This window comes from Actinospineispora eucalypti, assembly GCF_039543365.1.
In the GTDB taxonomy this organism is placed as follows: domain Bacteria; phylum Actinomycetota; class Actinomycetes; order Mycobacteriales; family Pseudonocardiaceae; genus Pseudonocardia; species Pseudonocardia eucalypti.
On sequence record NZ_BAABJP010000043.1, the window covers coordinates 83,216 to 107,888 of the forward strand.

A 24,673-nucleotide genomic window follows, 5' to 3' on the forward strand; every position below is an offset into this window, starting at 1 on the left:
CGGGATGCTAGACAGACCGTCCAGACGGACTGTTAAATCCGCGGTCATGGTTGAGGTGACCGAGGTGAGCATTCCGGTGCGGTTCCGGGGCGGCGCCGGGGCGCTGGCGGGCACGCTGACCGTGCCGGACGGCGGCGCGCGGGCCGTCCAGCTGCTGGTGCACGGGTACAGCTACGCGCGCTACTACTGGGACTTCCCGTACCAGCCCGAGACCTACTCCTACGTGCGCGCGGCGACGGCCGCCGGGTACGCCACGCTGGCCGTCGACCGGCTCGGCGACGGCGCGTCCACCCGCCCGGCCGGGTACCGGCTGACCTGGGGAAACGCCGCGCTCACCGTGGCCAGGGCGGTCACCGCGCTGCGCTCCGGGGAGCTGGGCCACCGGTTCGACCGGGTGGTCTATGCCGGGCACAGCTACGGGTCGGCGGTGGGCTTCCTGGTGGCCGCCCGACACCCCGGGGTGAACGCGCTGATCAGCACCGGCGCCACCCACCGGCCGAACGTGCCGGAGATGACCAAGCTGCAACTGATGTCCCCGCCGGTCGGGCGGAACCCGGAGACCGGTGCCCGCGACCCGCTGTACACCACCACGGCGGCGGGCCGGCGCGGGTTCTTCTACCGGGTGGCCAACGCCGACCCCGAGGTGATCGCCGCGGACGAACGGCTCAAGCAGACCGCCGGCGCGCTGGAGATCCCCACCGCCGTGCCGATGATGTTCAACGGGGTGAGCCGGGAGACCAACATCCCGGTGCTGGTGGTGCTCGGCGACCGGGACGCGATCTTCACCGGCCGGTTCTGCGCCGACGTCTCATCGGACGAGGCGCTGGCCGCCTCCGAGCGGCGCTTCTTCGGGCCGCTGGCCACCGTGGAGGGCGCGGTCATCCCGGACGCCGGCCACGACCTCAACCTGGAGCGCACCGCCCCCAAGACCTACGACCGCATGCTCGAGTTCACCGCCCGCCACGCGCCCGCCTAACCCCATATCGCGCGCCCCGCCAGCCCATATCGCGCGTTCCACCATGTCGTGTCGCGGGTTCTGCCGGCCACGCGCAGCCGCGAATTCCGCGACACAGCACGGAGAGACCCGCGATATGGGCTGGTGGGATCCGCGATATGGGGTTAGTCGTAGGTGACGGACAGGTTGGGGGTTACGGGGAGGGACTGGCAGGCCAGGATGTAGCCGTCGGCCAGGTCGGTGGCGTCGAGCACCTCGTTGCGGCGCATCTTCACCTCGCCCTCGGTGACCTGGCAGACGCAGGCGCCGCAGCGGCCTTCCTCGCAGGAGGACGGGGCGTCCAGGCCGCGCAGGCGCAGCAGCTCCAGCAGCGTGGTGTCCGGAGGCCAGTCGTGCTCGGTCTCCTCGCCGTCCATGCTCACGCGGACCCGGTGATCAGTCATTCGGAGATCACCAGTGCCCCCTCGAGAACCGCCGACTCCACCGTCCGGCGCAGGTGCGGGCAGCCGTCCCGCACCGTGAAGGCGGGGCAGCGGCGCATCGCTTCGGTGCTCCACTGGATGCTGGTCTGCGCGGCGCTGCTCTTCGCCACCTCGACCTTGCCGCCGCAGTTTACGCAGGTCAGCGCGATCAGCGGGCCCAGCCCGTCCGGTCCGATCACGTGACGGGCTCCTTGCGCGCCATGTTCTCCCGGACCTCCTCCTCCCAGGCCGCCACGGCGTGGGTGGTGTCCACCTCGAACTCGAACCGCCCGGTCATCTCCTCGGTGACGTCCTCGACGTCGGTGTAGAACTGCTCGTACCAGCGGCGCAGCTGGTAGACCGGGCCGTCCTCCTCGCACAGCAGCGGGTTGTCGATCCGGGCCTTGTTCTTCCAGATGTGCACGTCCTGCAGGAACCCGTCGCCCAGGCCCTTGGCGAACTGCCTGGCCAGCTTGGCCGCCTGCTCCTCGGTCAGCCCCGGTGGCTGCCGCAGCGCCACCGCCCACTGGAGCATGAACGAGTCCGGCGTCACCGGGTAGTGACAGTTGATCATGATAGTCTCGAGCTCGAAACCCTTGAAGTCGTGCCACAGCCAGTCGATCATGTAGGCCGGCCCGTAGTAGGTGGCCTCGGAGCGCAGCGCGTTGTCCTTGTCCGAGTAGGCCGAGTTGGCGTAGACGTCCGGACGGCCCCGGTTGTTCAGGTACTGCGTCGCGGTGTGCCCCTCGAAGACGTTCTTGAAGTAGGTCGGGAAGCCGAAGTGCACGTAGTAGAAGTGCGCCATGTCGGAGACGTTGTCGATCAGCTCCCGGCAGTTCACCCCGTCGATGAGCTCCGAGTTCCAGGTCCAGTCGCTCCACTCGCCGGAGTCCAGGCCGTCGATCTTCGGGATGATCACGTCCGGCGGCGGCGGGTTGTTCTGGGGGTCGTGCCACATGAACAGCTGGCCGTTCTCCTCACAGGTCGGCCAGGTGCGGGTGCGGGCCAGCTTGGGCACCCGGCGGGCGTAGGGGATGTCCACGCAGCGCCCGTTGCCGGCCCACCGCCAGTCGTGGAACGGGCAGGCCACCGCGTCGCCCTTCACGCTGCCCTGGGTGAGGTCGCCGCCCATGTGCCGGCAGTACCCGTCCAGCACGTTCAGCTTCCCGGTGCTGTCCGCGAACACCACCAGCTTGGTGCCGAACGCCTGGATGGCGTGCGGCTTGCCGTCCCGGAACGGCTCGGCCAGCCCCAGGCAGTGCCAGCCCCGGGCATATCGGGTCGGCGGTGTTCCCGCCTCGATGTCGCGTACGTCGGTCATGGTGTACCTCCGGCCAGATCGTGCGCGGCCAGGTAGCCGCCGACCATCGCCGGCCCGATCGTGGCGCCGGCACCCGCATAGCTGTGTCCCATCAACGCCGAGCTGGCGTTGCCCGCCGCGTAGAGCCCGGGAATCGGGCTGCCGTCCTCGCGCAGCACCCTGGAGCGCTCGTCCACGTTGAGGCCGCCCTTCGTGCCCAGGTCGCCCGGAACGATGCGCACCGCGTGGAACGGTCCGACCTCCAGCGGGGCCAGGCACGGGTTGGGCCGGCACTTGGGGTCGCCGTAGTAGCGGTCGTACGCCGAGTCGCCCCGGTGGAAGTCCTCGTCCCGGCCGTTGCGGGCGTATTGGTTGAACTGGTTGATCGTGGCTTGGAGCGCCTCGCCGGGCAGGCCGATCTTGGTGGCCAGTTCGTCCAGCGTGTCCGCGGTGAACACCGCGCCCGCCTTGTGCCAGCGTCCGGGGAACGGCTGGCGGGGGCTCAGCCCGGCGAACGGGTAGCGGTTGCGGTAGCGCTGGTCGGCGATCAGCCATGCCGGGATGTGGTCGGTGCCGGTGGCGTGCCCGTCGTACATCGCGTGCACCGCGTCCACGTACGGCACCGCCTCGTTCACGAACCGCCGGGCGGCCCCGTTGACCATGATGCACCCCGGCAGGGTGCGTTCGGCCAGGCAGAAGTACGGCCCGCCGGTGAGCGGGATGGACGGCCCCCACCAGGCGTCGTCCATCAGCCCCAACGCCCCGCCGACCCGTTGACCGGCCACGATGCCGTCCCCGGTGTTCTCCCTGGCGCCGGTGGTCCACGCGGTGCCGATCGGTGCGCGCTGGTACTGGGCGCGCATCTCGGCATTGTGCTCGAACCCGCCGGAGGCCAGGATCACGCCGCGCCGGGCGCGCAGCGTCTCCTCCTGGCCGTTCTTGGAAACCAGTGCGCCGGTGATCCGTTCGCCGTCCTTGGTCAGCTCGACCAGCGGGGTGTTCAGCCACACCGGCACGTTCAGCTCGCGCAGCCCGATGCGCAGGCCGGCGGCCAGGGCCTGGCCCATGGCGATGGTGCGGCGGCGGCGCAGCGCGCCGACGGCGCGGCGGGCGGCCACCCGTCCGGCGCGGAGCATCCCGCGGGGGTGCCGGGCGACCAGGTTCAGCCACTTGTAGTCGGCGGCGGTCACCGTGATGCCGGCCGGGCTGGCCAGGTACGGCGGGTTCAGCCGGGGCAGCTCGTCGCCGAGCAGCGCGGCGTCCAGGGGTTTCGGCTCGATGGTGCGCCCCTCCGGCATGCCGCCGGGCAGCTCCGGGTAGTAGTCCGCGTACCCGGGAACCCAGGCGAAACGCAGCGGGGTGAGCTCCAGGACCAGGTCCAGCGTGGCCGGGCCGTGCTCGATGAAGGCGCGCCGCCGCTCCTCGGGGATGTCCGCGCCGAGCAGGGTGGCCAGGTAGGTGGCCGCTCCGTCCGGCGTGTCCCGCACCCCGGCGCGGCGCAGCACGGCATTGTTGGGAATCCACACGCCGCCGCCGGACCGGGCCGTGGAGCCGCCGAAGGTGCCGGCCTTCTCCACCAGCACGACGTCCAGGCCGAGGTGCGCGGCGGCCAGCGCGGCGGTCATCCCGGCCGCGCCGCTGCCCACCACAACCACGTCGCATTCGCGCATGCCCGACTTCCTTTCGGATATCCTCCGTCGGCGGCAGTCTACTAGAACGTGTTCCATTTTGTGGAGGTGTCCCGTGGTGGAGGAGCTGGTCGCGGATGTCGTGGTGGTCGGCTTCGGTGCCGCCGGCGCGTGTGCGGCGATCGAGGCGGCGCGCGGCGGGGCGTCGGTGGTGGTGCTGGACCGGTTCTCCGGCGGTGGGGCGACGGCGCTCTCCGGAGGGGTGGTGTACGCCGGCGGCGGGACCTCGGTGCAGCGCGCGGCCGGGGTGTCCGACACCCCCGAGGACATGTACCGCTACCTGCGCGAAGAGGTCGGTGACGGGGTCCGGGAGGAGACCCTGCGGCGGTTCTGCGAGGGCAGCGTGGAGATGATCGACTGGCTGGCTTCCCTGGGGGTGCCGTTCCGCCCGGACCTGTGCCCGTACAAGACCTCGTACCCCAGCGACCGCCACTTCCTCTACTACTCCGGCAGCGAGGCCGCCGGCGGTTTCCGCGATGTGGCCACTCCCGCGCCGCGCGGCCACCGCGCCGTCGGCCGAGGCATCTCCGGCGCCGCCCTGTTCGGCGCACTCGCCGGCGCGGCCCGCCGCGCCGGCGCCCAGGTGCTGACCAGCACCAAGGTGGTCGCGTTGGAGGTGGAGTCCGGCCCGCACACGCGTTCTGGTGCTGGCCCAAGGGCAATCGCCGATGGGCCGGCGCCAAACGGTGTGTGCGAGCCGGAGGGCGAGGTGGCGGGCGAGTCGGGGACGCGCGAGCGAGTGGCCGGGGTTACGGCGGTGCGGGTTACGGGGTGGGCGGGGTGTGTGCATCGGGTGGTGTCGCGGTTTGCGGCGAAGCCCGGGTTGTACTACCCGCCTTTGCGGCGGGTGTTGCATGCGGGCGCGGAGTGGGTGGAGCGGCGGTACGGGCGCCCGGTGCGGGTGCTTGCGCGGCGGGGGGTGGTGCTCTCCTCGGGTGGGTTCATCGCCAATCGGGAGCTGGTGCGGGAGCATGCGCCGGCGCATCGGGGTGGATTGGCGCTGGGTACGCCCGGGGACGACGGGACGGGGCTGCGGCTGGGGCAGTCGGTGGGCGGGGCGACGGCCGAGCTGGGGTCGATCTCGGTGTGGCGGTTCATCACGCCACCCAGTGCGTTCCTCGGCGCGGTGCTGGTGGACGCGGCGGGGCGGCGGGTGTGCGACGAGTCCCGGTACGGCGCCGCGCTGGGGCACGCGCTGGTCACCGAGCACGGTGGCCGGGGCTGGCTGGTGGTGGACGCCGCGCTGGTCCGGGAGGCGCGCCGGCAGCTGGGTGAGCAGACCGTGTGGTTCCAGCGGCTGCAGGCCGAGTACCTGCTGCGTTCGCGGGCGTCCAGCGGCGCGACGCTGGCCGAGGCGGCGGCGGCCGCCGGGGTCGACCCGGAGGGCGTCTCGGCCACGGTGAAGGCGCACAACGAGGCGGCCGGCGCCGGTCAACCCGATCCGGCGGGCAAGCCGGCGGAGTTCGTCCACCCGCTGGTCGAGCCGCCGTTCGCGCTGCTGGACATCTCCATCGCGCCCAGCGCGTTCTACCCGTGCCCGATGATGACCCTGGGCGGCCTGGTGGTGGACGAGGAGACGGGCGCGGTGCTGAGCGAGGGCGGCCCGATTCCCGGCCTGTACGCGGCCGGGCGGACCGCCGTCGGCATCTGCACCCGTTCCTACGTGAGCGGCCTCTCCCTGGCCGACTGCGTCTTCTCCGGCCGCCGCGCCGGCCGTGCGGCGCTCTCCCTCGACACAAACGAGAACGTGTTCTAGTCTCGCTGCATGAGCGAGCATGCCGTCATTGCCGCCGTCCGGGATCTGCTGCCCGTCTTCCGGGAACGCGCGCAGGACGCCGAGGACGCGCGCCGACTCTCCGAGGAGTCGGTCAAGGCGTTGCAGGAGGCCGGGGTGTTCCGGCTGCTGCAGCCGAAGCGGTTCGGCGGCTACGAGGCCGACCCGGTCACGTTCTACGAGGCTATCCGGCTGATCGCCGGCGCCTGCGGGTCCACCGGCTGGGTGGCCTCGGTGCTGGGCGTGCACCCGTGGCAGCTGGCGCTGTTCCCGGCCCGGGCGCAGCAGGACGTGTGGGGCGACGACCCGCACACCCGGATGTCCTCCTCCTACGCGCCCACCGGCAAGGCCAAGCTGGCCGAGAACGGCTACTGGCTGAGCGGCCGGTGGAACTTCTCCTCCGGGTGCGACCACGCCAGCTGGGTGCTGCTGGGCGGGATCGTCACCAACGACGAGGGCCAGATGGTCGACTTCAAGACCTTCCTGCTGCCCCGCGAGGACTACACCATCGACGACGTGTGGGACACCGTCGGCCTGCGCGGCACCGGCAGCAACGACATCGTGGTCGACGACGTGTTCGTGCCGGCGCACCGCTCGCTCAGCTTCGCCGACACCTCCCGCTGCCGCTGTCCCGGGCAGAAGGAGAACGACGGGCCGCTGTACAAGCTGCCCTTCGGCTCGGTGTTCTCCTACACGATCACCACGCCGATCATCGGCATGGCCACCGGCGCCTACGAGGCGCACCTGGAGTACATGCGGGCGCGGATCCGGGTCTCCTACGGCTCGAAGGCGTCGGAGGACCCGTTCGCGCAGGTCCGGATCGCCGACGCGGGCGCGGAGATCGACGCCGCCTGGCTGGCCCTGGAACACAACATGACCCAGCTGATGGGCCATGCGCGCGCCGGCGAGCCGATGCCCATGCCGCTGCGCCTGCGCATCCGGCGTGACCAGGTGCGCGGCACCGGCCGGTCCATCGCGGCGGTGGACAAGCTGTTCGAGAACTCCGGCGGCAAGGCGCTGCGGGTCGGCACGCCGATCCAGCGGTTCTGGCGGGACGCCCACGCCGGCCGGGTGCACGCGATCAACGACCCGGAGCGGGCGATGTCCCTGTTCGGCGCGGGCGAGTTCGGCCTGCCCATCCAGGAGGCGATGGTGTGAATCTGCACTTCGACGAGGCCGGCGCGGACCACTCGGACAGCGTGGTGCTGCTGCACGGCGGCGGCCCGGGCGCGTCCGGGGCCAGCAACTTCGGCCGCAACGTGCCGGTGTTCGCCGGGTCCTTCCGCACCCTGCTGGTGGACCAGCCCGGCTACGGCCGCTCCGACCCGCCGACCGGTGAGGCGCACTACTTCACCGAGTCGGCCGATGCGCTGGCCGCGCTGCTGGACAAGCTGGGCATCGAGAAGGCCCACCTGGTGGGCAACTCGCTGGGCGGCGGCACCGCCGCCCGGTTCGCGCTGCGCCACCCGGACCGGGCCGACCGGCTGGTGCTGATGGCCCCGGGCGGGCTGTCGGTGAACGTGTTCGCCCCCGACCCCACCGAGGGCATCAAGCGGCTCTACGAGTTCGGTGCTCCGCCCGGCCCCAGCCGGGAGAAGCTGGCCGCCTTCCTGCGCACCCTGGTGTTCGACCCGCGCCTGGTCACCGACGAGCTGGTGGAGGAGCGTTACGCCGCCGCCAGCGACCCGAACGCGCTGCGGGCGATGGCCGCGCTGGGTAAGTCGTTCGCCGACTTCCCCGAGGACGGCATGCTCTGGCGGGAGGCGCACCGGCTGCGCAACCGGGTGCTGCTGGTGTGGGGCCGGGAGGACCGGGTCAACCCCCTCGATGGCGGGCTGGTGGCGCTGAAGATGATCCGGAAGGCTCAGCTGCACGTGTTCGGCGGCTGCGGGCACTGGGCGCAGCTGGAACGGTTCGACGAGTTCAACCGGTTGGTTCTGGAGTTCCTTTCATGATCCGTTCGCTTGGTTACATGCGCATCGAGGCCACCGACGTGGCCGCCTGGCGCGAGTTCGGCCTCAAGGTGCTGGGCATGGTGGAAGGGCAGGGCACCCAGCAGGACGCGCTGTACCTGCGGATGGACGACTTCCCGGCGCGACTGGTGATCACCCCCGGGGAGAAGGACCGGCTGGCCGTGGCCGGCTGGGAGACGGCCAACGCGGCCGGACTTGACGCGGTGCGTAAAGCGCTGACCGGCGCCGGCGTGGCGTTCAAGGAGGGCACGGCCGACGAGCTGGCCGACCGCCGGGTGGCCGAGCTGATCCGGTTCGATGATCCGTCCGGGAACACGCTGGAGGTGTTCCACGGCGCCGCGCTGCAGCACCGGCGGGTGGTCAGCCCGTACGGGCACCGGTTCGTCACCGGCGAGCAGGGGCTGGGGCACGTGGTGCTGTCCACCCATGACGACGAGGCCGCGCTGCGCTTCTACCGGGACGTTTTGGGCTTCCGGCTGCGCGACTCCATGCGCCTGCCGCCGCAGCTGGTTGGCCGCCCGGCCGACGGCGCGCCCGCCTGGCTGCGCTTCTTCGGCTGCAACCCCCGCCACCACAGCCTGGCGTTCCTGCCCATGCCCACGCCGAGCGGGATCGTGCACCTGATGGTCGAGGTGGAGAACGCCGACGACGTCGGGCTGGCGCTGGACCGGGCGCTGCGCCGCAAGGTGCCGCAGTCGGCCACCCTGGGCCGGCACGTGAACGACCAGATGCTGTCGTTCTACATGAAGACCCCGGGCGGGTTCGACGTGGAGTTCGGCACCGAGGGGCGGCAGGTGGACGACCACACGTGGGTGGCCCGCGAGTCCACCGCGGTCAGCCTGTGGGGGCACGACTTCAGCGTGGGCGCCCGGGGGTGACGCGGGAGCCGCCGGACGCGGCCCGCGGCGCGCCGGATGCGGTGCTCCCGACCGGCGCCGCCCCGGACTCGGCGCTCTCGACCGGCGCCGCGCCGGAGTCGGCGCTCTCGACCGGCGCCGCGCCGGACGTCTTCGCGCCGGCCGGGCTGGGGCCGGTGCGGCTGCGCAACCGGATCATCAAGTCGGCCACGTTCGAGGGGCTGACCCCGCGCGGCGAGGTGACCGACGCGCTGATCGATTTCCACCGCCGGGTGGCCGAGGGCGGCGCGGCGATGACCACCGTGGCCTACTGCGCGGTCGCGCCCGAGGGGCGCACGGAACGCCGGCAGATCGTTCTGGGGCCGGCCGCCGTGCCCGGGTTGCGGCGGCTGACCGACGCGGTGCACGCGGCCGGCGCGGCGGCGTCGGCGCAGCTGGGGCACGCCGGACCGGTTTCCGACGCCAGCTCTACCCGGCTGCCCGCGCTCGGCCCGTCGCGACGGCTGAACCCGATGAGTTTCCGGGTGACTCGGGCGGCCACCTCCGAGGATCTGGCCCGGATCGTGGCGGCGCACGCCGACGCGGCGTGGTGGGCCGCCGAGGCCGGGTTCGACGCGGTGGAGCTGCACTTCGGGCACAACTACCTGATCAGCTCGTTCCTCTCGCCCCGGTTCAACCGGCGGTCCGACCGGTGGGGCGGCACGTTGGAGAACCGCGCCCGGCTGGCCCGCGACGTGGCGCGCGCGGTGCGAGACCGGGTGGGCGGCCGGCTGGCCGTGCTGGCCAAGCTGAACATGTCCGACGGGGTGCGCGGCGGGTTGGAGGTGCCGGAGAGCCTCCGCGTGGCCCGGTGGCTCGAGGACGACGGGACGCTGGATGCCCTGGAGCTGACCTGCGGCAGTTCGCTGGCCAACCCGATGTACCTGTTCCGGGGCGGGGTGCCGCTGGCCGAGTTCGCGGCGGCGTTCCGGCAACCACTGCGCGCCGGGATTCGCCTGTTCGGCCGTTCCGTTCTGCGCTCGTACCCGTACCGGGATGGGTATCTGCTGGACGACGCCCGCCGGTTCCGGGCGGCCCTGGACATGCCGCTGGTGCTGCTCGGCGGGGTCACCGACCGGGCGGTCATGGACCGGGCGATGGCGGAGGGCTTCCAGTTCGTGGCCATGGGGCGCGCCCTGCTGATGGAGCCCGACCTGCCCAACCGGCTGCGCGCGGACGCCTCGGTGCGCTCGGCCTGCACGCATTGCAACCGCTGCATGCCGACCATCTACTCCGGCACCCGCTGCGTACTTCGCGGCTAGCGCGGCCGGGCGTTGACCGCGCGCCGTATCGCTGCGCCGAGGTAGCTCTCACAGACCCTTTTCCTTGGGCGAACGTCTCTCCTCGCGACCTCGGCGTCATTCGAGGGCCTCTGCCACCGGTTGCCTACTCAGGCCCCCTGCTGAAGTGACTGAATCAGCGTGCTGAAGGCACTGAATCAGGTGGTGGGGGCGGCCCAGCGGTTGCTGATCAGTTGGAAGGTGGGGAGATCCTTGAGGGAGAGCATGGCTTCGTAGATGCGCTGGTAGCCGGTGTGGGTGAGTAGCCAGCGGTCGTTTTCGTCGCGGCGGTAGCGGTCCTCGTAGTAGGCGGCTCCCCGGATCACCACCTGGTGTTCGGGGGCGATCACGGTGTCCTCGAACGCCCACGTGCCGGTGGCGGTGTCGCCGTCTATGCGGATGTCGGGGTGGCTGGCGACGTGCATGGTGATGACGCCGCCGGACAGTTTCTCCCGCAGGAAGCCGACGATCTCCTCCCGGCCGGTCAGCTCGATCGGCTTGCCCAGCGCCGCGGTGCCGTAGGTCGCCGTGGCCTCCGGGGCGAGGGCGTCGGCCAGCTCGTCCCAGCGCTTGAGGTCCATGCCGCGCAGGTACCGGTACTTGACCCGCTTGATCTCTTCCAGCGCCGCCAGGTCCATGCGTCCTCCTACAGGTCGGGCAGACCGAGGTCCAGGTTGGGTTGTTGCAGGCCGCCGTCCGCCTCGAGCACCTTGCCGGTGAGGTAGCCGCCGGCCGGGCTGCACAGGAAGCGCACGGTGGCGGCCACCTCCTCCGGGGTGCCCAGGCGGCGCAGCGGGGTGGCCCGCTCCATCGGCGCGCGCAGCTGGTCGTTGCGCAGCACCACGTCCAGCGCGGAGGTGCCGATGGCGCCGCAGGCGATGGCGTTGCACCGGATGCGCGGCGCCAGGTCCGCGGCGGCCAGGCGGGTGTAGTGGGCGAGCGCGGCCTTCGCGGTGCCGTAGGCCAGGTAGCCCCGGCCGGCGAACCGGCCGACCGACGAGGAGATGTTCACCACCGAGCCGCCGCTGCCCGCCAGCATCAACGGCACCGCCGCCCGGGTCAGCGCGTGCGCGGTGGCCACGTTGAAGTGGAACGCCCGCTGGAGCTGCTCCGGGGTGGTGTCCAGGAACGGCCCGGGCATTGCGCCGCCCAGGTTGTTCACCACCACGTCCAGCCGGCCGAACCCCTTGTCGGCGACCTCGGCCAGGCGGGCCGTGTTGTCCAGGTCGGCAAGGTCGGTGGCAACCACCTCGGCGCGCCGGCCCGTGGTTCTGATCCGGGCGGCGACCGCTTCCAGCTGCTCCGCCGAGCGGGCGGCGATCACCAGGTCCGCGCCGGCCTCGGCCAGCGCGACCGCGCTGGCCGCCCCGATGCCCCGGCCGGCGCCGGTGACGACGGCTACCTGGTCGGTCAGGTCGAAGTGGGTCACTCGAACTCCTCGGCGATGCGGTCCAGGTGCTCGTGCGGCTGGCCGAACAGTTGGGCGCTCCCGTGGGCGCGCTTGAAGTACCGGTGCGCCTCGTGTTCCCAGGTGATGGCGATGCCGCCGTGCAGCTGGATCATCTCGGCGGCCGTGCGGTGGAACGCCTCCGAGCAGTGCACCTTGGCCACGGCGGCGCGCAGTTTCAGCTCGGCCGGGTCTTCGGCGCGGGCGGCGGCCCAGACCGCCGAGCGGGCGGTTTCGACCAGCACGTGCAGGTCGGCCATCCGGTGTTGCAGCGCCTGGAAGTGCGCGATCGGCCGGCCGAACTGCACGCGTTGCTTGGTGTACTCCACCGTCCGCTCCAGGCAGTGCGCCGCCGCGCCGGCCTGCTCGGCGGCCAGCGCCACGCAGGCCACGTCCCTGGCGTGTCCCAGCGCGTGGCTCAGGTCCTCCGCCGGGTCGTTCACCGGCCGCGCCTCGGCGTCGGTGAGGCGCAACGTGGCCAGCGGGCGGGATGCGTCCAAGGACGCCTGTGAGTGGCGAGTGACGCTATAGCGGTACTCGCCACTCACGGGGGCCTCGAAGAGGCCCACCCCCGCGTCGGTGCGTGCCGCCACGATGAGCAGGCCGGCGTGGCCGTCCGGTGCGTCCGCGGGGTCGCCGTCCAGTGGGCCGGCGGCGCGGCTGTCCAGGACGTAGTGCGCCTCGCCGTTCAGGCGGCCGGCCGTCCAGGTGCAGGCCGGTGCGGACGGGTCCCAGCGCCCCTCGGCGCCCGGCCAGGCCAGTGCGGCGGTGGTCTCCCCGGAGGCCAGGCCGGGAAGCAACCGTTCCCGGGTCGGGTGGTCGGCGCCGGTCAGCAGTGCGGTGGCGGTGAGGACGGCGGAGCCGAGCATCGGGCTTGGGACGAGCGCCCGGCCCAGCTCCTCCTGCACCGCGCACACCACCGGCAGGCCCGCGCCGGCCCCGCCGTACTCCTCCGGCAGCGCCAGGCCGGCCACGCCCACCTGGTCGCGCAGCTTGGCCCAGACCTGGTCGGCCGGGGTGCGCGCGATCACGGATCGGACCGCTTCCCGCAGCTCCGCCTCGATGTCGGTGATCAGCTCGGCCGTCACCGGCTCGCCTCCGCGCGCAGCTCGGTCTTCAGCACCTTGCCCGAGGCGTTGCGTGGCAGCTCGCCCCGGAACTCCACCTGCCGGGGCACCTTGTAGCCGGCCAGCCGCTCCTTGCAGTGCCCGACCACGTCCTCGGCGTGCAGCGTTGCGCCCGGCCGAGGCACCACGTAGGCCCGGCCGACCTCGCCCATCCGCCCGTCCGGCACGCCGATCACCGCCGCCTCGGCCACCCCGGCCAGCCGGGCCAGCGCCTGCTCCACCTCGGCCGGGTACACGTTGAACCCGCCGCAGATGTACATGTCCTTGAGCCGGTCGGTGATGGTCAGGTAGCCGCGTTCGTCCAGCCGGCCGATGTCGCCGGTGTGCAGCCAGCCGTCGGCATCCACCGCCGCCGCGGTGGCGGACGGGTCGGTGCCGATGCTCGTTCCGCCGACGCTGCTCTCGTCCAGGTAGCCGAGCATCACGTTCGGCCCGCGCAGCAGCACCTCGCCGGTGCCGTCGATGCGCAGCTCGAAGCCGGCGGCCGGGTGGCCGCAGGTGTGGGACACGGTGTCGGCGTCGTCGCCGGGTTCGCACATGGTGGCCACCACCGCCTCGGTGAGCCCGTACGCGGTGAGCACGGTGTCGAAGGTCAGCTCGGCGCGCATCTCCTCGATCAGCGCGACCGGCACCGTGGTCGCCCCGGTCACCGCGATGCGCAGGCTGGACAGGTCGTAGCCGGAGCGCTTCGGGGCGTCCAGCAGCGAGCGGTACAGCGTGGGCGCGCCGGGCAGCACGGTGACCCGTTCCCGCTCGATCAGCTCCATCGCCTCGTCGGCGTTGAACACCGCCATGGGCAGGATGGTCGCCCCGGTGAGCAGGCAGGCCAGGATGCCGGCCTTGTAACCGAAGCTGTGCGAGAACGGGTTGATCACCAGGTAGCGGTCGGTCAGCGTGAGCTCGGCGCGCTCGGCCCAGGCCGCCGCGACGCCGAGGGCCTGGGCCTGCGCGCTCATCGCGCCCTTGCTCCGGCCGGTGGTGCCCGAGGTGAACAGGATGTCGCTGACCTGCTCCGGGCGCACCGCCCGCCCGGCCGCGACGGCGTCGGCCGCCGGCACGCCCGCCGCCACGCCCGCGACCTCGGCCCAGTCCAGCTCGCGGACCACCAGCGCCGGCCCGGTGCGCTCGAGGATGTCCGCCACCTCGGGCGGCGCGAGCCGGGTGTTCACCGGGACCAGCGTGGCGCCGACGGAAAGCGTGCCGAGCGCGCCCACCACCCACTGCCAGCGGTTCGAGTCGTGGATGGCCACCCGGTCCCCGGAACGGACTCCCTTGGCCAGCAGGTACCGGGACATCACCTGGACCCGGTCCGCCAGCTCGGACCAGGTCAGCCGGAGGTTGCCGTCGACCAGGGCTTCGGCATCCGGCCACTGGTCGGCGGCGTGGGCGAGCGCGGTGGGCACGGTCTGCACGTTGAACTCCCAAACTAGAACGTGTTCTTGTAATGTAGCCGTCATGGGCGCACAGCTCCAGGGGAGCGCGGCGGAGTTTCGCCGGTCCGTGGCGGACTGGTTGGAATCCGCGCTGGCCGGCGAGTTCGGCGCGCTGCGCGGAGCCGGCGGTCCGGGGCGCGAGCACGAGGCGTTCGAGGAGCGGCTGGCCTGGGAGCGGCACCTGGCGGCGGCCGGCTGGACCTGCCTGGGCTGGCCGGTTTCCCATGGTGGCCGGGGCGCGACCCTGGAGCAGCAGGTGGTGTTCCACGAGGAGTACGCGCGCGCCGACGCCCCGGCCCGGGTGAACCACTTCGGCGAGCAGCTGCTGGGGCCCACGCTGATCGAGTTCGGCACGCCGGAGCAGCAACGGCGGTTCCTGCCGGAGATCGTCGCCGCCCGCGAGCTGTGGTGCCAGGGTTATTCGGAGCCGAACGCCGGCTCGGACCTGGCGGCGGTGCGCACCCGGGCGGTGCGCGACGGCGACCAGTGGGTGATCGACGGGCAGAAGGTGTGGACCTCACTGGCCCACGAGGCCGACTGGTGCTTCGTGCTGGCCCGCACCGGCCCGTCCGGGCAACGCCATCGGGGGCTGTCCTACCTGCTGGTGCCGATGCGCCAACCGGGCGTGGAGGTGCGGCCGATCAGGCAGCTCACCGGCACCGCCGAGTTCAACGAGGTGTTCTTCACCGGTGCCCGCACCGACGCGAACCTGGTGGTCGGCGCGGTCGGCGACGGCTGGCGGGTGGCGATGGGGACCCTGGCCTTCGAGCGCGGCGTGGCCACGCTGGGTCAGCAGGTGGGCTTCCGCCGCGAGCTGGACCGGCTGGTCGAGGTGGCGAGGCGGAACGGGGCGATGAAGAACCCGGCGATCCGGACCGGCCTGGCCCGGGCCCGGGTCGGGCTCGAGGTGATGCAGGCGCACGCCCGGCGCACCCTCGGCTCCACCGACCCGGGCGCCGCCTCGGTGTCCAAGCTGGTGTGGGCGGGCTGGCACCGGGAACTCGGCGAGCTGGCCATGCGGGTGCGCGGCGCGGCCTCGCTGGCCACCCCCGGGGACGGCGCGGCCGGCTACGACGAATGGCAGCGGCTGTACCTGTTCAGCCGGGCGGACACGATCTACGGAGGTTCGGACGAGGTGCAGCGGACCATTCTCGCCGAGCGGGTGCTCGGTCTACCCAGGGCGGGCCGATGACCACCCCCGGCCACGACCTGCTGGCGGGCAAGGTCGTCGTGGTCACCGCCGCGGCGGGCACCGGCATCGGCTCGGCCACCGCCGAGCGGGCGCTGGCGGAAGGGGCACTGGTGGTGGTCAGCGACCATCACGAGCGACGCCTGGCCGAGACCGCCGGCCGCCTCGGCGACACCTTCGGCAAGGACCGGGTGCACGCCCTGACCTGCGACGTCACCGTCGAGGAGCAGGTCCAGGCGCTGGTGGACGGCGCCGTCGCCGAGTTCGGGCGGCTGGACGTCATGGTGAACAACGCCGGCCTCGGCGGCACCCGCTCGGTGCTGGACATGCCCGACGAGGAGTGGCACCGGGTGCTGGACGTGACCCTGAACGGCACCTTCCGCTGCACCCGCGCGGCTCTGCGTCAATTAGTCGAACAGGGCACGCGTGGCGTGATCGTGAACAACGCCTCGGTGATCGGCTGGCGGGCGCAGGCCGGCCAGGCCCACTACGCGGCGGCCAAGGCGGGCGTGATGGCCCTGACCCGGTGTTCCGCGATGGACGCCGCGCCGCACGGCATCCGGGTCAACGCGGTGGCCCCCAGCCTGGCCATGCACCCGTTCCTGGCCAAGGTGACCAGTGAGGAGCTGCTCAGCGACCTGACCGGCCGGGAGGCGTTCGGCCGGGCCGCCGAGCCGGCCGAGGTGGCGAACGTGATCGTGTTTCTGGCCAGCGACTACTCGTCCTACCTGACCGGCGAGGTGGTCTCGGTGAGCAGTCAGCACCCGTGAGGAGCGGTAGATGGACGCGTACCTGATCGACGCCGTGCGGTCGCCGGTCGGCCGGCGGAATGGTGCCCTGGCCGGGGTGCACCCGGCCGACCTGGCCGGGCAGGTGATCACCGCGCTGCTGGACCGCACCGGGGCCGACCCGGCGGCGGTGGACGACGTGATCCTGGGCTGCGTGGACACGCTCGGCCCGCAGGCCGGGGACATCGCGCGCACCGCCTGGCTGGTCGCCGGGCTGCCCGAGCACGTGCCCGGGGTGACCGTGGACCGGCAGTGCGGCTCGTCCCAGCAGGCACTGCACTTCGCCGCGCAGGCGGTGGCCAGCGGCACGGCGGACCTGGTGGTGGCCGGCGGGGTGCAGAACATGAGCGCCGTGCCGATCGCCTCGGCGATGTTGGTGGGCCAGCAGTTCGGCTTTGCCACCCCGTTCGACCGGTCGCCGGGCTGGGCGAAGCGGTATGGCGACGAGGAGATCTCCCAGTTCCGTGCGGCCGAGATGATCGCGGCCAAGTGGGACCTGTCCCGCGAGGCGATGGAGGCGTACGCCCTGGAGAGCCACCGGCGGGCGGTCGCCGCGATCGACTCCGGCGCGTTCGACCGGGAGATCGTCGGGGTCGGAGAGGCAGTGGTGGACGAGGGGCCGCGCCGGGACACCAGTGCGGAGCGGATGGTCGGGCTGAAACCCCTCACCGAGGGCGGCCGGGTCACCGCGGCCACCGCCAGCCAGATCTCCGACGGGGCGAGTGCGGTGCTGGTCGCCTCCGGGCGGGCGGTCCGGGAGCACGGGCTCACCCCGCTGGCCCGGGTCGCGCACCTTTCCGCGCGCGGCGCGGACCCGGTGATGATGCTGACCGCGCCGATCCCGGCCACCGAGCACGCGCTGCGCCGGGCCGGCCTGAGCATCTCCGACATCGACCTGGTGGAGATCAACGAGGCGTTCGCCAGCGTGGTGCTGGCCTGGCTGGCCGACACCGGGGCCGACCCCGCGCGGGTGAACGTGCACGGCGGCGCGATCGCGCTGGGCCATCCGCTGGGCGCCACCGGCACCAAACTGTGCGCCACCCTGGTGCATGCGATGCACGCGCGGGGCGCGCGGTACGGGCTGCAGGTGATGTGCGAGGGCGGTGGCCAGGCCAACGTGACCATCCTCGAACGGGTGTGAGGGATACCTTCGTCGCCCCGGCTCGCCGAGTGGGTCGGGGACGGCGGATCGTGATCACACAGGTAGTTCGCCTACCGAGCTGTCGACGAAATACCGGCAACTATTAGACGTTAGCTGCCCCGGCCGTCGTGACTGGTACTAAAGTCGCCAACGAGGCGGGTACGCGGCGATACCGCTCGCGGTGTATGCAATACCGGAGTGAATCGAAAACGGTCCCGCAAAGCCCTTGCATTAGGCACGTTCGGCGGCGCGCAGTCCCTTGTAACGCATTTTCAGCCAGTGGTCCTTGTTGAGTGGGGAATGCGCCTGGTCCGGCTCGGTATCGTTGGTGTTGGCAATGCGGTTGAGGGTGCGGTACATGCGCACCAGATGCGCGATCCGGACCTCGTCCGGGTCGGTGGCAATCGGAGTCTCGGTAACCGCGAGCGTCATCGCGCGGTCCAGCCATGGAACCTCGCCGTGCAGGCCGGACCGCTGCAGCGCCACTGCTAGGCGGTGTCGGATGAGCGCGGGCGACTGGCCACACAGCGCGTTCACGGAGTTTTCGCACAGTGGGAACAGCTTGCCGTGGTTGCGCAGGTAGGCGAGCTGCAGGCCCAGCCCGTCGCCGTGCACGCAGTACGGGCAATTGTTGACCAGGGAGATGGCCAGGCACATCAAATGCGTGCGCAACGCCCCGAACGCGTCGAACGTGCGGCGATAACGGGGGATGTTTCGGCCGAACCAGGCGACCGCTCCGTACGGTCCCAGATCGGTCACGATCTCGCCGACCAAACGCGGCGGAAAACCCCAGAGGCGGCGCACATTCCATTCGAGTACGGCTGTGGCAACGCGGTCTACCGCGCTGGATGCCATCGCTGACTCTCCCGCCACGCCGAATCAGTTGAGAGGGCAAAAAGTATACCCCACGGGGCTTACTCGGGGGACAGCTCGGTAAGCACTTCGCGCGCTCGAGTGGTGATATCGGCGATCAGGTCGGCGCAGCTGGGTAGGTCCCCGAGCATGCCGGCCACCTGACCGGAGGCGAGGACCCCGGCGTCGGTGCGACCCTCGACCATTGCGGCCCGCAGCAGCATCGGCGTGTTGGCCGCCATGATCACCTGTGCCCAGGTGAGGTCGCGGCCGTGGCGCATGGCCCGGCCTTCGCGGATCATGGCGCGCCAGGTGAGGCCGGTGAGCGAGCGGAACCGGGCGGCATTCCGCGCGGCCAGCAGCAAACCCGGAAGCCCCCCGCGCCGCTCCAGCGAGTCGACCAGTTCGGTGCGCAGCACCCGGTGCGGCAGCCCGTCCACCCGGGTGGTGACCACGGTGCCGTCCAGCTTGGCCGCCAGGTAGCGCGCCTTCACCTCGTCCGGCACGGTGCTCTCCTTGGTGAGCAGGAACCGGGTGCCCATGGCCACCCCGGCCGCACCGTAGGCCAGCGCGGCGGCCAGGCCGCGCCCGTCGAAGAACCCGCCGGCCGCGATCACCGGGATGTCCACCGCGTCCACCACGCTCGGCAGCAGCAGGGTGGAGGCCACGCCGCCGGTGTGCCCGCCGCCCTCGCCACCCTGCACGATCACCGCGTCGGCGCCCCACGCGGCGACCTTCTCCGCGTGCCGGGCCGCGCCCACCGACGGGATCACCACCACCCCGGCGTCCTTCAGGCGCGCGATCATCTCCGCCCGAGGGGCCAGCGCGAACGACGCCACCGCGACGCCTTCGTCGATGAGCAGCTCCACCCGCTCGGCCGCGTCGGAAGCATCCGCGCGCAGATTCACTCCGAAGGGTGCGTCGGTCCGCCCCCGGGTCTCCTTGATCGCCGCTTGGAGCTCGTCGAACCGCATGGTCGCCGAGGCCAGGATGCCCAGCCCGCCGGCGTTGGCCACGGCGGACACCAGGCGCGGCCCGGCCACCCAGCCCATCCCGGTCTGCACCACCGGGTGCCGCACCCCGACCAGCCGGGTCAGCGCCGTGGGCAAGGTCATGACGGGACCACCTTCTCGCGGGTTCCGTCGGGGTCCAGCCGGGTGCGGATGAGGTCCAGTTCTCCGGGAGTTGGCACGCGGGTGGCCGGGACGCCGTCCAGGACCAGGGGGAACGACGTCCGGGCGGCCACCTCCTCGGGGTCGACCCCGGGGTGCACGGAACGCAGCCGGATGGACCGGTCCGGGTTGTCGAAGTCGAACACGGCCAGGTTGGTGACCACCCGGTGCACGTCGTGGAACGTCAACCCGCCGGCCCGGTCGTAGCCGACGCCGGACACGACGTCCACCGCGTCCACGAACACCCGCCGCGAGTGCCGGGGCACGAAGTACGAGGTCCGGTGGTTGGCGGTGTTGCCGGGCGCGCCGCGCACGCCCAGCAGCTGCCGGGTCGGCCGGTCGTGCGGGCCGATCGCGGAGATGTTCTGGTTGCCGAAGCGGTCCACCTGGTTGGCGCCCATCACCACGTGCCGCCGCCCGTGCGCCACCACGTCGAACACCTGGCGGAACGGCAGCCAGCCCTCCGGCTCACCGTCCGGCCCGAGGAGCGTGGCCTCGCCGTCGGACAGCAACAGCTCGGGCGCACCGGTCAGCCGGGCCAGCTTCGCGCCGAGCTGCGGGATCAGGCCCATGGGGGAGGCGAGGATCTCCCCGTCCGACGCGAAAAGGTCCGCGCAGGCGGCCACGCATACCTCGGCCCGGGTCACGTCCAGCTCGCCGCTCATGCCGAAGCCCCCGCATACTCGCGCAGCCCCGCATCGTCCCGCCCATAATCGGGCACACAACTGGTCGGCAACGCCCCTCCGGCGGCCTCCACCACGCCGTCCACCATCATCCGGTTCAGCAGCAGGCTCTGCGGCGCACCGCCACCGACCAGTTCCGCCGTGGGAACCAGCCGTTCGCACGACACGTACCGCCGCTTCGCCGCCAGGCAGAAGAGATCGTCGAAGTACGGATCGGGACCCAGGTACTGGGCGTTCCCGTGCGCGTCGGCCCGGTTGAGGTGCACCAGCGCGGCGTCCAGGTACAGCGCCGGCATGGCCACCAGCTCCTCCCCGTCGTCGTAGGGCGAGCGGACCGTGCGCAGCGACGGGTCGAGATCCAGCACCGAGGAACCCAGGCCGGCCCGGATGGGCAGGAACGGCAGCCGGTGCGCGGCGGCGCGCAGCCCGGTCTGCAACATGCCCTCGTCCAGCTCGCTCACCTCGATCGCACCCTCCTGGCGAGCCCGGGAGAAATGCGGGTCGTAGGCGATGCTGTCCAGGGTGACGAAGCCGAACACCAGCTTGCGCACCTTGCCGGCGGCGCACAGCAGGCCCACGTCAGGGCCGCCGTAGCTCACCACGGTGAGGTCCTTCGGGCCGGAAGCGCAGAGCTCCCGGACCAGGGCCATCGGCTTGCGCCGGGCACCCCAGCCGCCGATCCCGATGGTCATGCCGTCGGAAAGCTCGGCGACCACCTCGGCGGCGGTCATCCGCTTGTCCCTCACCTGTCCCCCTGAACGAACCGCTGACGAGCTTCGCCGCCGGCCCCGAGCAGCGTCATCTCGTAGGTGAACCCCTGCTCGAACCGGTAGCTGCGGCGCACCGGCTGCGGGTCGATGCCGTTCAGCGCCTCCTTGGCCGCGCGGATCACCCGGGCGTCCTTGGCCGCCACCTCGCCGGCCACCGCCAGCGCGGCCTTGTCCAGCTCATCCCGCGTCACCACGTCGAGCACCGATCCGTGCCGGTGCAGCTCCTGGGCGCCGACCGTGCGGGCGGTGAAGTACAGCGCGCGCAACAGGTGCTGCGGCACCAGCCGGGCCAGGTGGGTGGCCGCGCCGAGCGCGCCCCGGTCCACCTCGGGCAGCCCGAACGTGGCGTCGTCCGAAGCGATGATCACGTCGGCCGACCCGACCAGGCCGACCCCGCCGCCCAGGCAGAACCCGTGCACCGCCGCCACCACCGGCACCGCGCAGTCGTAGACCGCCCCGAACGCCGCCGCGCAGCCCCGGTTCACCCCGACCAGCGCGGTGTGGTCCGGGTCGTCGGCCAGCTCCTTGATGTCCACGCCGGCGCAGAACCCGCGCCCCTCCGCGCGCAGCACCACCACGTGCACGCTCTGGTCCTCGCCGGCCTCGCGCACCGCGCGGGCCAGGTCGAACCAGCCGCGCACCGGCAGCGCGTTCACCGGCGGGTGGTCGATGGTGACCAGCGCGATCGCGCCGTCCCTGGTTGTCGTGATGCCCATTGATCAGCTCCCGTAGACCGGTTCGGGTGGGTTCGACTCGGCGAGCAGCGCGGGTACCACCGCGGAAAGCTCGCCGGGCTCCCAGCGTCGCCCTATCTCGACCGTCGGCCCGCGCCGCCAGCCGTCCGCGACCGTGATCCGGCCGCCGTCCAGCTCGAACACCCGCCCGGTCACCTTGGCCGCTTCGGCGTCGTTGCCACCCAGCCAGACCAGCAGCGGGGAGACGTTCTCCGGGGCCATCGCGTCGAACGCGCCCGCCTCGGGCGCGGCCATCGTGTCGGCGAACGCGGCCTCGGTCATCCGGGTGCGCGCGGCCGGCGCGATGGCGTTCACGGTGACCCCGTAGCGGGCCAGTTCGGCCGCCGCGACCAGGGTCAACCCGAGGATGCCGGCCTTGGCGGCGGAGTAGCAGCCCTGGCCGACGCTGCCCAGCAGCCCGGCCCCCGAGCTGGTGTTGATCACGCGCGCGTCCACCGGCCGGCCCTGTTTTGCCTCGGTGCGCCAGTACGCGGCGGCGTGGTGCAGCATCGCCGCGTGCCCCTTCAGGTGCACCCGGACCACGGCATCCCACTCGGCCTCGTCCAGGCTGACCACCATCCGGTCGCGCAGGATGCCGGCGTTGTTGACCAGCACGTCCAGCCGGCCGAACTCGGCCACCGCACGCTCTATGACGCCGCGCGCGCCGGCCCAGTCGGCCACGTCGTGCCCGTCCGCCACCGCCTCGCCCCCGGCCGCCCGGATCTCCGCCACCACGTCATCGGCCGGCCCGGAAGACCCGCCGGACCCGTCCAACGCCGCGCCGACGTCGTTCACCACCACCTTCGCCCCCTCGGCGGCGAACGCCAGCGCATGCGCCCGCCCGAGCCCGCGCCCCGCGCCGGTGACGATCACCACCCGCCCCGTGCACACCCCGCTCACCGCACCCCCTCCGTTCGTGCTCGCCCACACACACCCGATTCAGTCACTTCAGCACCCCGGTTCAGCCAACACCGTTGACTGAACCACCCTGCTGAAGTGACTGAACCACCCTGCTGAAGTGACTGAACCACCCTGCTGAAGTGACTGAACCACCCTGCTGAAGTGACTGAATCGGGGTCATGGGGCGGCGTCCAGGAAGCGGGGGCGTTCCCCGCCGCCGTGTACCTGGAGGGCGGCGCCGGTTACGTAACTCGCCATCGGGCTGGCCAGGAAGACCGCGCAGGCGCCGATCTCCGAGGGCTCGGCCAGGCGGCCGAGCGGCACCGTGGCACCCACCGCGGCCACGCCGGACTCGTCGCCGTAGTGCAGGTGCGCGAGCTCGGTCCGGACCATGCCCACGACCAGCGCGTTCACCCGGACCTTGGGCGCCCACTCCACGGCCAGGGTGGCGGTCAGGTTCTCCAGGCCGGCCTTGGCCGCGCCGTACGCGGCGGTGCCGGGGGAAGGCCGGCGGCCGCTCACGCTGCCCACCATGACGATGGAACCGCCGCCGTCCTGCTCCTGCATCACCGCGTTGGCCGCCTGGGAGACGGTCAGCGGGGCGAGCAGGTTCAGCCCGACCACCGCCGCCGCGAACCGGGGCGAGGCGTCCGCCGCCGAGGCCGAGGGCGACCCGCCGGCGTTGTTGACCAGCACGTCCAGCTGCCCGTGCCGGTCCACCACAGCGGCGACCAGGTCGGACACCTGCTCGGGCTCCCGCACGTCGCACCGGATGAAGCCGTCGCCCGAGGCGGGCGGCGTCCGCCCGCAGGTCAGCACGGTGGCGCCGGCCGCGCGGAACGCGTCCGCGATGCCCGCGCCCACCCCGCGCGCGCCCCCGGTGACCAGCACGACGGCGCCGTCCAGTTTGATCATCAAATGCGCTCGAGGATGGTGCCGGTGGACAGGGCGCCGCCGGCGCACATGGTGACCAGTGCGGTGCTCGCGTCCCGGCGTTCCAGCTCGTGCAGCGCGCTGGTGATCAGCCGGGAACCGGTCGCGCCGACCGGGTGGCCCAGCGCGATCGCGCCGCCGTTCACGTTCACCCGCTCCGGGTCGGGCCGGTGGACCGAGGCCCAGGACAGCACCACCGAGGCGAAGGCCTCGTTGACCTCGAACAGGTCCAGGTCGCCGATCTTCATGCCGGTCCGTTCCAGCACCCGCTCGGTGGCCCGGACCGGCCCGTCCAGGTGGTAGTACGGTTCGGCCCCGACCAGGCACTGGGCCAGGATGCGGGCCCGAGGCCGCAGGCCCAGCGACCGCGCGCGGTCTTCGTCCATGAGCAGGACGGCGGCCGCGCCGTCGGAGATCTGGGAGGAGGTGCCGGCGGTGTGCATGCCGTCCGGCAGCACCGGCTTCAGCCCGGCCAGCGCTTCCAGGCTGGTCTCCCGCAGGCCTTCGTCCCGGGTGACCGAACCGACCGGGACGATCTCCCGGTCGTACCGCCCGTCCGCCCAGGCCGCCGCCGCCAGCCGCTGCGAGCGCAGCCCGAACTCGTCCACGTCGGCCCGGCCCAGGCCGCGCCGGGAAGCGATCCGCTCGGCCGCCTGGTACTGGTTGGGCAGGTCGATGTCCCAGGAGTCCGGGCGCGGCATGCCGGCCGGCGGCGGGTCGCCCTCCGGGATGTTGCCGCGCAGCGGCACCCGGCTCATCGCCTCGATGCCGCAGGCCACGCCCACGTCGATGGCCCCGGCCGCGATCAGCCCGGCCACCAGGTGGTTGGCCTGTTGGGAGGAGCCGCACTGGCAGTCCACCGTGGTCGCGCCGACCCCCTCGGGCAGCCCGGCGTGCAGCCACGCGGTGCGGGTGATGTTGTTCGACTGTTCACCGGCCTGGGTGACGCAGCCGCCGATCACCTGCTCGACCAGCTCGGCCGGAATGCCCGCGCGGTCCAGCAGCCCGCGTTGGGCCGCGCCCAGAATCTCCGCCGCGTGCAGCCCGGAGAGCGCACCCCGGCGCCGGCCGATCGGGGTACGCACGGCTTCGACGATCACCGGATTTCCCATGCCGACAAAAGTAGAACACGTTCTTATCCGAGACAACCGGGCGAAGACTTCAACTCGGTGGGACG

General features: G+C 72.4%; 25 protein-coding genes. 9 read left to right on the top strand and 16 right to left on the bottom strand.

Going from position 1 to position 24,673, the window contains the following annotated elements; translation table 11 throughout:
* Nucleotides 1-46: 46 nt before the first annotated feature.
* On the top strand, nucleotides 47-976 hold the full coding sequence (locus tag ABEB12_RS32000; RefSeq protein WP_185063463.1) for an alpha/beta fold hydrolase: 930 nt from the start codon (nucleotides 47-49) through the stop codon (nucleotides 974-976).
* 143 nt (nucleotides 977-1,119) lie between these two features.
* Here the strand turns inward: ABEB12_RS32000 and ABEB12_RS32005 are convergent, their stop codons facing one another.
* From ABEB12_RS32005 to kstD, 4 genes are read right to left on the bottom strand one after another with little or no spacing between them, the layout of a single operon-like run.
* A complete protein-coding gene (locus ABEB12_RS32005; RefSeq protein ID WP_185063464.1) occupies nucleotides 1,120-1,398 on the bottom strand; it encodes a 2Fe-2S iron-sulfur cluster-binding protein in 279 nt (92 codons plus the stop codon).
* Complete coding sequence (locus tag ABEB12_RS32010; RefSeq protein WP_185063465.1) at nucleotides 1,395-1,616, bottom strand: hypothetical protein; 222 nt, start codon at nucleotides 1,614-1,616, stop codon at nucleotides 1,395-1,397. The genes ABEB12_RS32005 and ABEB12_RS32010 overlap by 4 nt, the downstream gene beginning before the upstream one ends.
* A complete protein-coding gene (locus ABEB12_RS32015) occupies nucleotides 1,613-2,737 on the bottom strand; it encodes a Rieske 2Fe-2S domain-containing protein (protein ID WP_185063466.1) in 1,125 nt (374 codons plus the stop codon). The genes ABEB12_RS32010 and ABEB12_RS32015 overlap by 4 nt, the downstream gene beginning before the upstream one ends.
* On the bottom strand, nucleotides 2,734-4,386 hold the full coding sequence (gene kstD, locus ABEB12_RS32020) for a 3-oxosteroid 1-dehydrogenase (protein ID WP_185063467.1): 1,653 nt from the start codon (nucleotides 4,384-4,386) through the stop codon (nucleotides 2,734-2,736). Before kstD ends, ABEB12_RS32015 begins: the two co-directional genes overlap by 4 nt.
* Before the next feature lie 76 nt (nucleotides 4,387-4,462).
* Between kstD and ABEB12_RS32025 the strand changes: the two genes are divergently transcribed.
* From ABEB12_RS32025 to ABEB12_RS32045, 5 genes are read left to right on the top strand one after another with little or no spacing between them, the layout of a single operon-like run.
* Nucleotides 4,463-6,160: an FAD-dependent oxidoreductase gene (locus tag ABEB12_RS32025; protein WP_185063468.1), complete on the top strand. Its 1,698-nt coding sequence runs from the start codon at nucleotides 4,463-4,465 to the stop codon at nucleotides 6,158-6,160.
* Between the two features lie 9 nt (nucleotides 6,161-6,169).
* Complete coding sequence (hsaA, locus tag ABEB12_RS32030) at nucleotides 6,170-7,336, top strand: 3-hydroxy-9,10-secoandrosta-1,3,5(10)-triene-9,17-dione monooxygenase oxygenase subunit (RefSeq protein ID WP_185063469.1); 1,167 nt, start codon at nucleotides 6,170-6,172, stop codon at nucleotides 7,334-7,336.
* Entirely contained in the window at nucleotides 7,333-8,133 is an 801-nt protein-coding gene (gene hsaD / locus ABEB12_RS32035) for a 4,5:9,10-diseco-3-hydroxy-5,9,17-trioxoandrosta-1(10),2-diene-4-oate hydrolase (protein WP_185063470.1), read from the top strand. The genes hsaA and hsaD overlap by 4 nt, the downstream gene beginning before the upstream one ends.
* A complete protein-coding gene (gene hsaC, locus ABEB12_RS32040) occupies nucleotides 8,130-9,029 on the top strand; it encodes an iron-dependent extradiol dioxygenase HsaC (RefSeq protein WP_185063471.1) in 900 nt (299 codons plus the stop codon). Before hsaD ends, hsaC begins: the two co-directional genes overlap by 4 nt.
* Nucleotides 9,026-10,309, top strand: a complete 1,284-nt coding sequence (locus ABEB12_RS32045; protein ID WP_345703316.1) for an NADH:flavin oxidoreductase — start codon at nucleotides 9,026-9,028, stop codon at nucleotides 10,307-10,309. The genes hsaC and ABEB12_RS32045 overlap by 4 nt, the downstream gene beginning before the upstream one ends.
* Before the next feature lie 176 nt (nucleotides 10,310-10,485).
* Here ABEB12_RS32045 and ABEB12_RS32050 read toward each other — a convergent pair whose 3' ends face one another.
* The 4 genes from ABEB12_RS32050 to ABEB12_RS32065 are packed head-to-tail and all read right to left on the bottom strand — an operon-like array spanning nucleotide 10,486 to nucleotide 14,358.
* The gene (locus tag ABEB12_RS32050) at nucleotides 10,486-10,965 is read right to left on the bottom strand and encodes a nuclear transport factor 2 family protein (protein ID WP_185063472.1); all 480 of its coding nucleotides are present in this window, start codon (nucleotides 10,963-10,965) and stop codon (nucleotides 10,486-10,488) included.
* Nucleotides 10,966-10,973: 8 nt separating this feature from the next.
* On the bottom strand, nucleotides 10,974-11,756 hold the full coding sequence (locus tag ABEB12_RS32055) for an SDR family oxidoreductase (protein ID WP_185063473.1): 783 nt from the start codon (nucleotides 11,754-11,756) through the stop codon (nucleotides 10,974-10,976).
* Nucleotides 11,753-12,862 carry an acyl-CoA dehydrogenase family protein gene (locus ABEB12_RS32060; RefSeq protein WP_345703317.1) on the bottom strand — a complete coding sequence of 370 codons (1,110 nt, stop codon included), beginning with the start codon at nucleotides 12,860-12,862 and terminating at the stop codon, nucleotides 11,753-11,755. The genes ABEB12_RS32055 and ABEB12_RS32060 overlap by 4 nt, the downstream gene beginning before the upstream one ends.
* Nucleotides 12,859-14,358, bottom strand: a complete 1,500-nt coding sequence (locus ABEB12_RS32065) for an AMP-binding protein (protein ID WP_185063474.1) — start codon at nucleotides 14,356-14,358, stop codon at nucleotides 12,859-12,861. The genes ABEB12_RS32060 and ABEB12_RS32065 overlap by 4 nt, the downstream gene beginning before the upstream one ends.
* Here ABEB12_RS32065 and ABEB12_RS32070 point away from each other — a divergent pair.
* From ABEB12_RS32070 to ABEB12_RS32080, 3 genes are read left to right on the top strand one after another with little or no spacing between them, the layout of a single operon-like run.
* A complete protein-coding gene (locus ABEB12_RS32070; RefSeq protein WP_185063475.1) occupies nucleotides 14,357-15,526 on the top strand; it encodes an acyl-CoA dehydrogenase family protein in 1,170 nt (389 codons plus the stop codon). The genes ABEB12_RS32065 and ABEB12_RS32070 overlap by 2 nt on opposite strands.
* Nucleotides 15,523-16,293, top strand: a complete 771-nt coding sequence (locus ABEB12_RS32075) for an SDR family oxidoreductase (RefSeq protein ID WP_185063476.1) — start codon at nucleotides 15,523-15,525, stop codon at nucleotides 16,291-16,293. The genes ABEB12_RS32070 and ABEB12_RS32075 overlap by 4 nt, the downstream gene beginning before the upstream one ends.
* A 10-nt stretch (nucleotides 16,294-16,303) precedes the next feature.
* Entirely contained in the window at nucleotides 16,304-17,452 is a 1,149-nt protein-coding gene (locus tag ABEB12_RS32080) for an acetyl-CoA C-acetyltransferase (protein ID WP_185063477.1), read from the top strand.
* Between the two features lie 231 nt (nucleotides 17,453-17,683).
* On the opposite strand, the gene ABEB12_RS32085 is transcribed toward ABEB12_RS32080, so the two are convergent.
* The 8 genes from ABEB12_RS32085 to ABEB12_RS32120 form a co-directional block, all read right to left on the bottom strand.
* The gene (locus tag ABEB12_RS32085; RefSeq protein ID WP_185063478.1) at nucleotides 17,684-18,307 is read right to left on the bottom strand and encodes a hypothetical protein; all 624 of its coding nucleotides are present in this window, start codon (nucleotides 18,305-18,307) and stop codon (nucleotides 17,684-17,686) included.
* Nucleotides 18,308-18,366: 59 nt separating this feature from the next.
* Nucleotides 18,367-19,413, bottom strand: a complete 1,047-nt coding sequence (locus ABEB12_RS32090) for a nitronate monooxygenase (RefSeq protein WP_185064579.1) — start codon at nucleotides 19,411-19,413, stop codon at nucleotides 18,367-18,369.
* Between the two features lie 2 nt (nucleotides 19,414-19,415).
* Nucleotides 19,416-20,141: a CoA-transferase gene (locus ABEB12_RS32095; protein ID WP_185063479.1), complete on the bottom strand. Its 726-nt coding sequence runs from the start codon at nucleotides 20,139-20,141 to the stop codon at nucleotides 19,416-19,418.
* Nucleotides 20,138-20,905: a CoA transferase subunit A gene (locus ABEB12_RS32100; protein WP_185063480.1), complete on the bottom strand. Its 768-nt coding sequence runs from the start codon at nucleotides 20,903-20,905 to the stop codon at nucleotides 20,138-20,140. Before ABEB12_RS32100 ends, ABEB12_RS32095 begins: the two co-directional genes overlap by 4 nt.
* Nucleotides 20,902-21,645 (bottom strand): enoyl-CoA hydratase family protein, encoded by a 744-nt coding sequence (locus tag ABEB12_RS32105; RefSeq protein ID WP_185063481.1) that lies wholly within the window; start codon nucleotides 21,643-21,645, stop codon nucleotides 20,902-20,904. The genes ABEB12_RS32100 and ABEB12_RS32105 overlap by 4 nt, the downstream gene beginning before the upstream one ends.
* A gap of 3 nt (nucleotides 21,646-21,648) precedes the next feature.
* A complete protein-coding gene (locus ABEB12_RS32110) occupies nucleotides 21,649-22,563 on the bottom strand; it encodes an SDR family oxidoreductase (protein ID WP_185063482.1) in 915 nt (304 codons plus the stop codon).
* Between the two features lie 177 nt (nucleotides 22,564-22,740).
* A complete protein-coding gene (locus ABEB12_RS32115; protein ID WP_185063483.1) occupies nucleotides 22,741-23,478 on the bottom strand; it encodes an SDR family oxidoreductase in 738 nt (245 codons plus the stop codon).
* On the bottom strand, nucleotides 23,478-24,608 hold the full coding sequence (locus ABEB12_RS32120; RefSeq protein ID WP_185063484.1) for a steroid 3-ketoacyl-CoA thiolase: 1,131 nt from the start codon (nucleotides 24,606-24,608) through the stop codon (nucleotides 23,478-23,480). Before ABEB12_RS32120 ends, ABEB12_RS32115 begins: the two co-directional genes overlap by 1 nt.
* Between the last annotated feature and the right edge of the window lie 65 nt (nucleotides 24,609-24,673).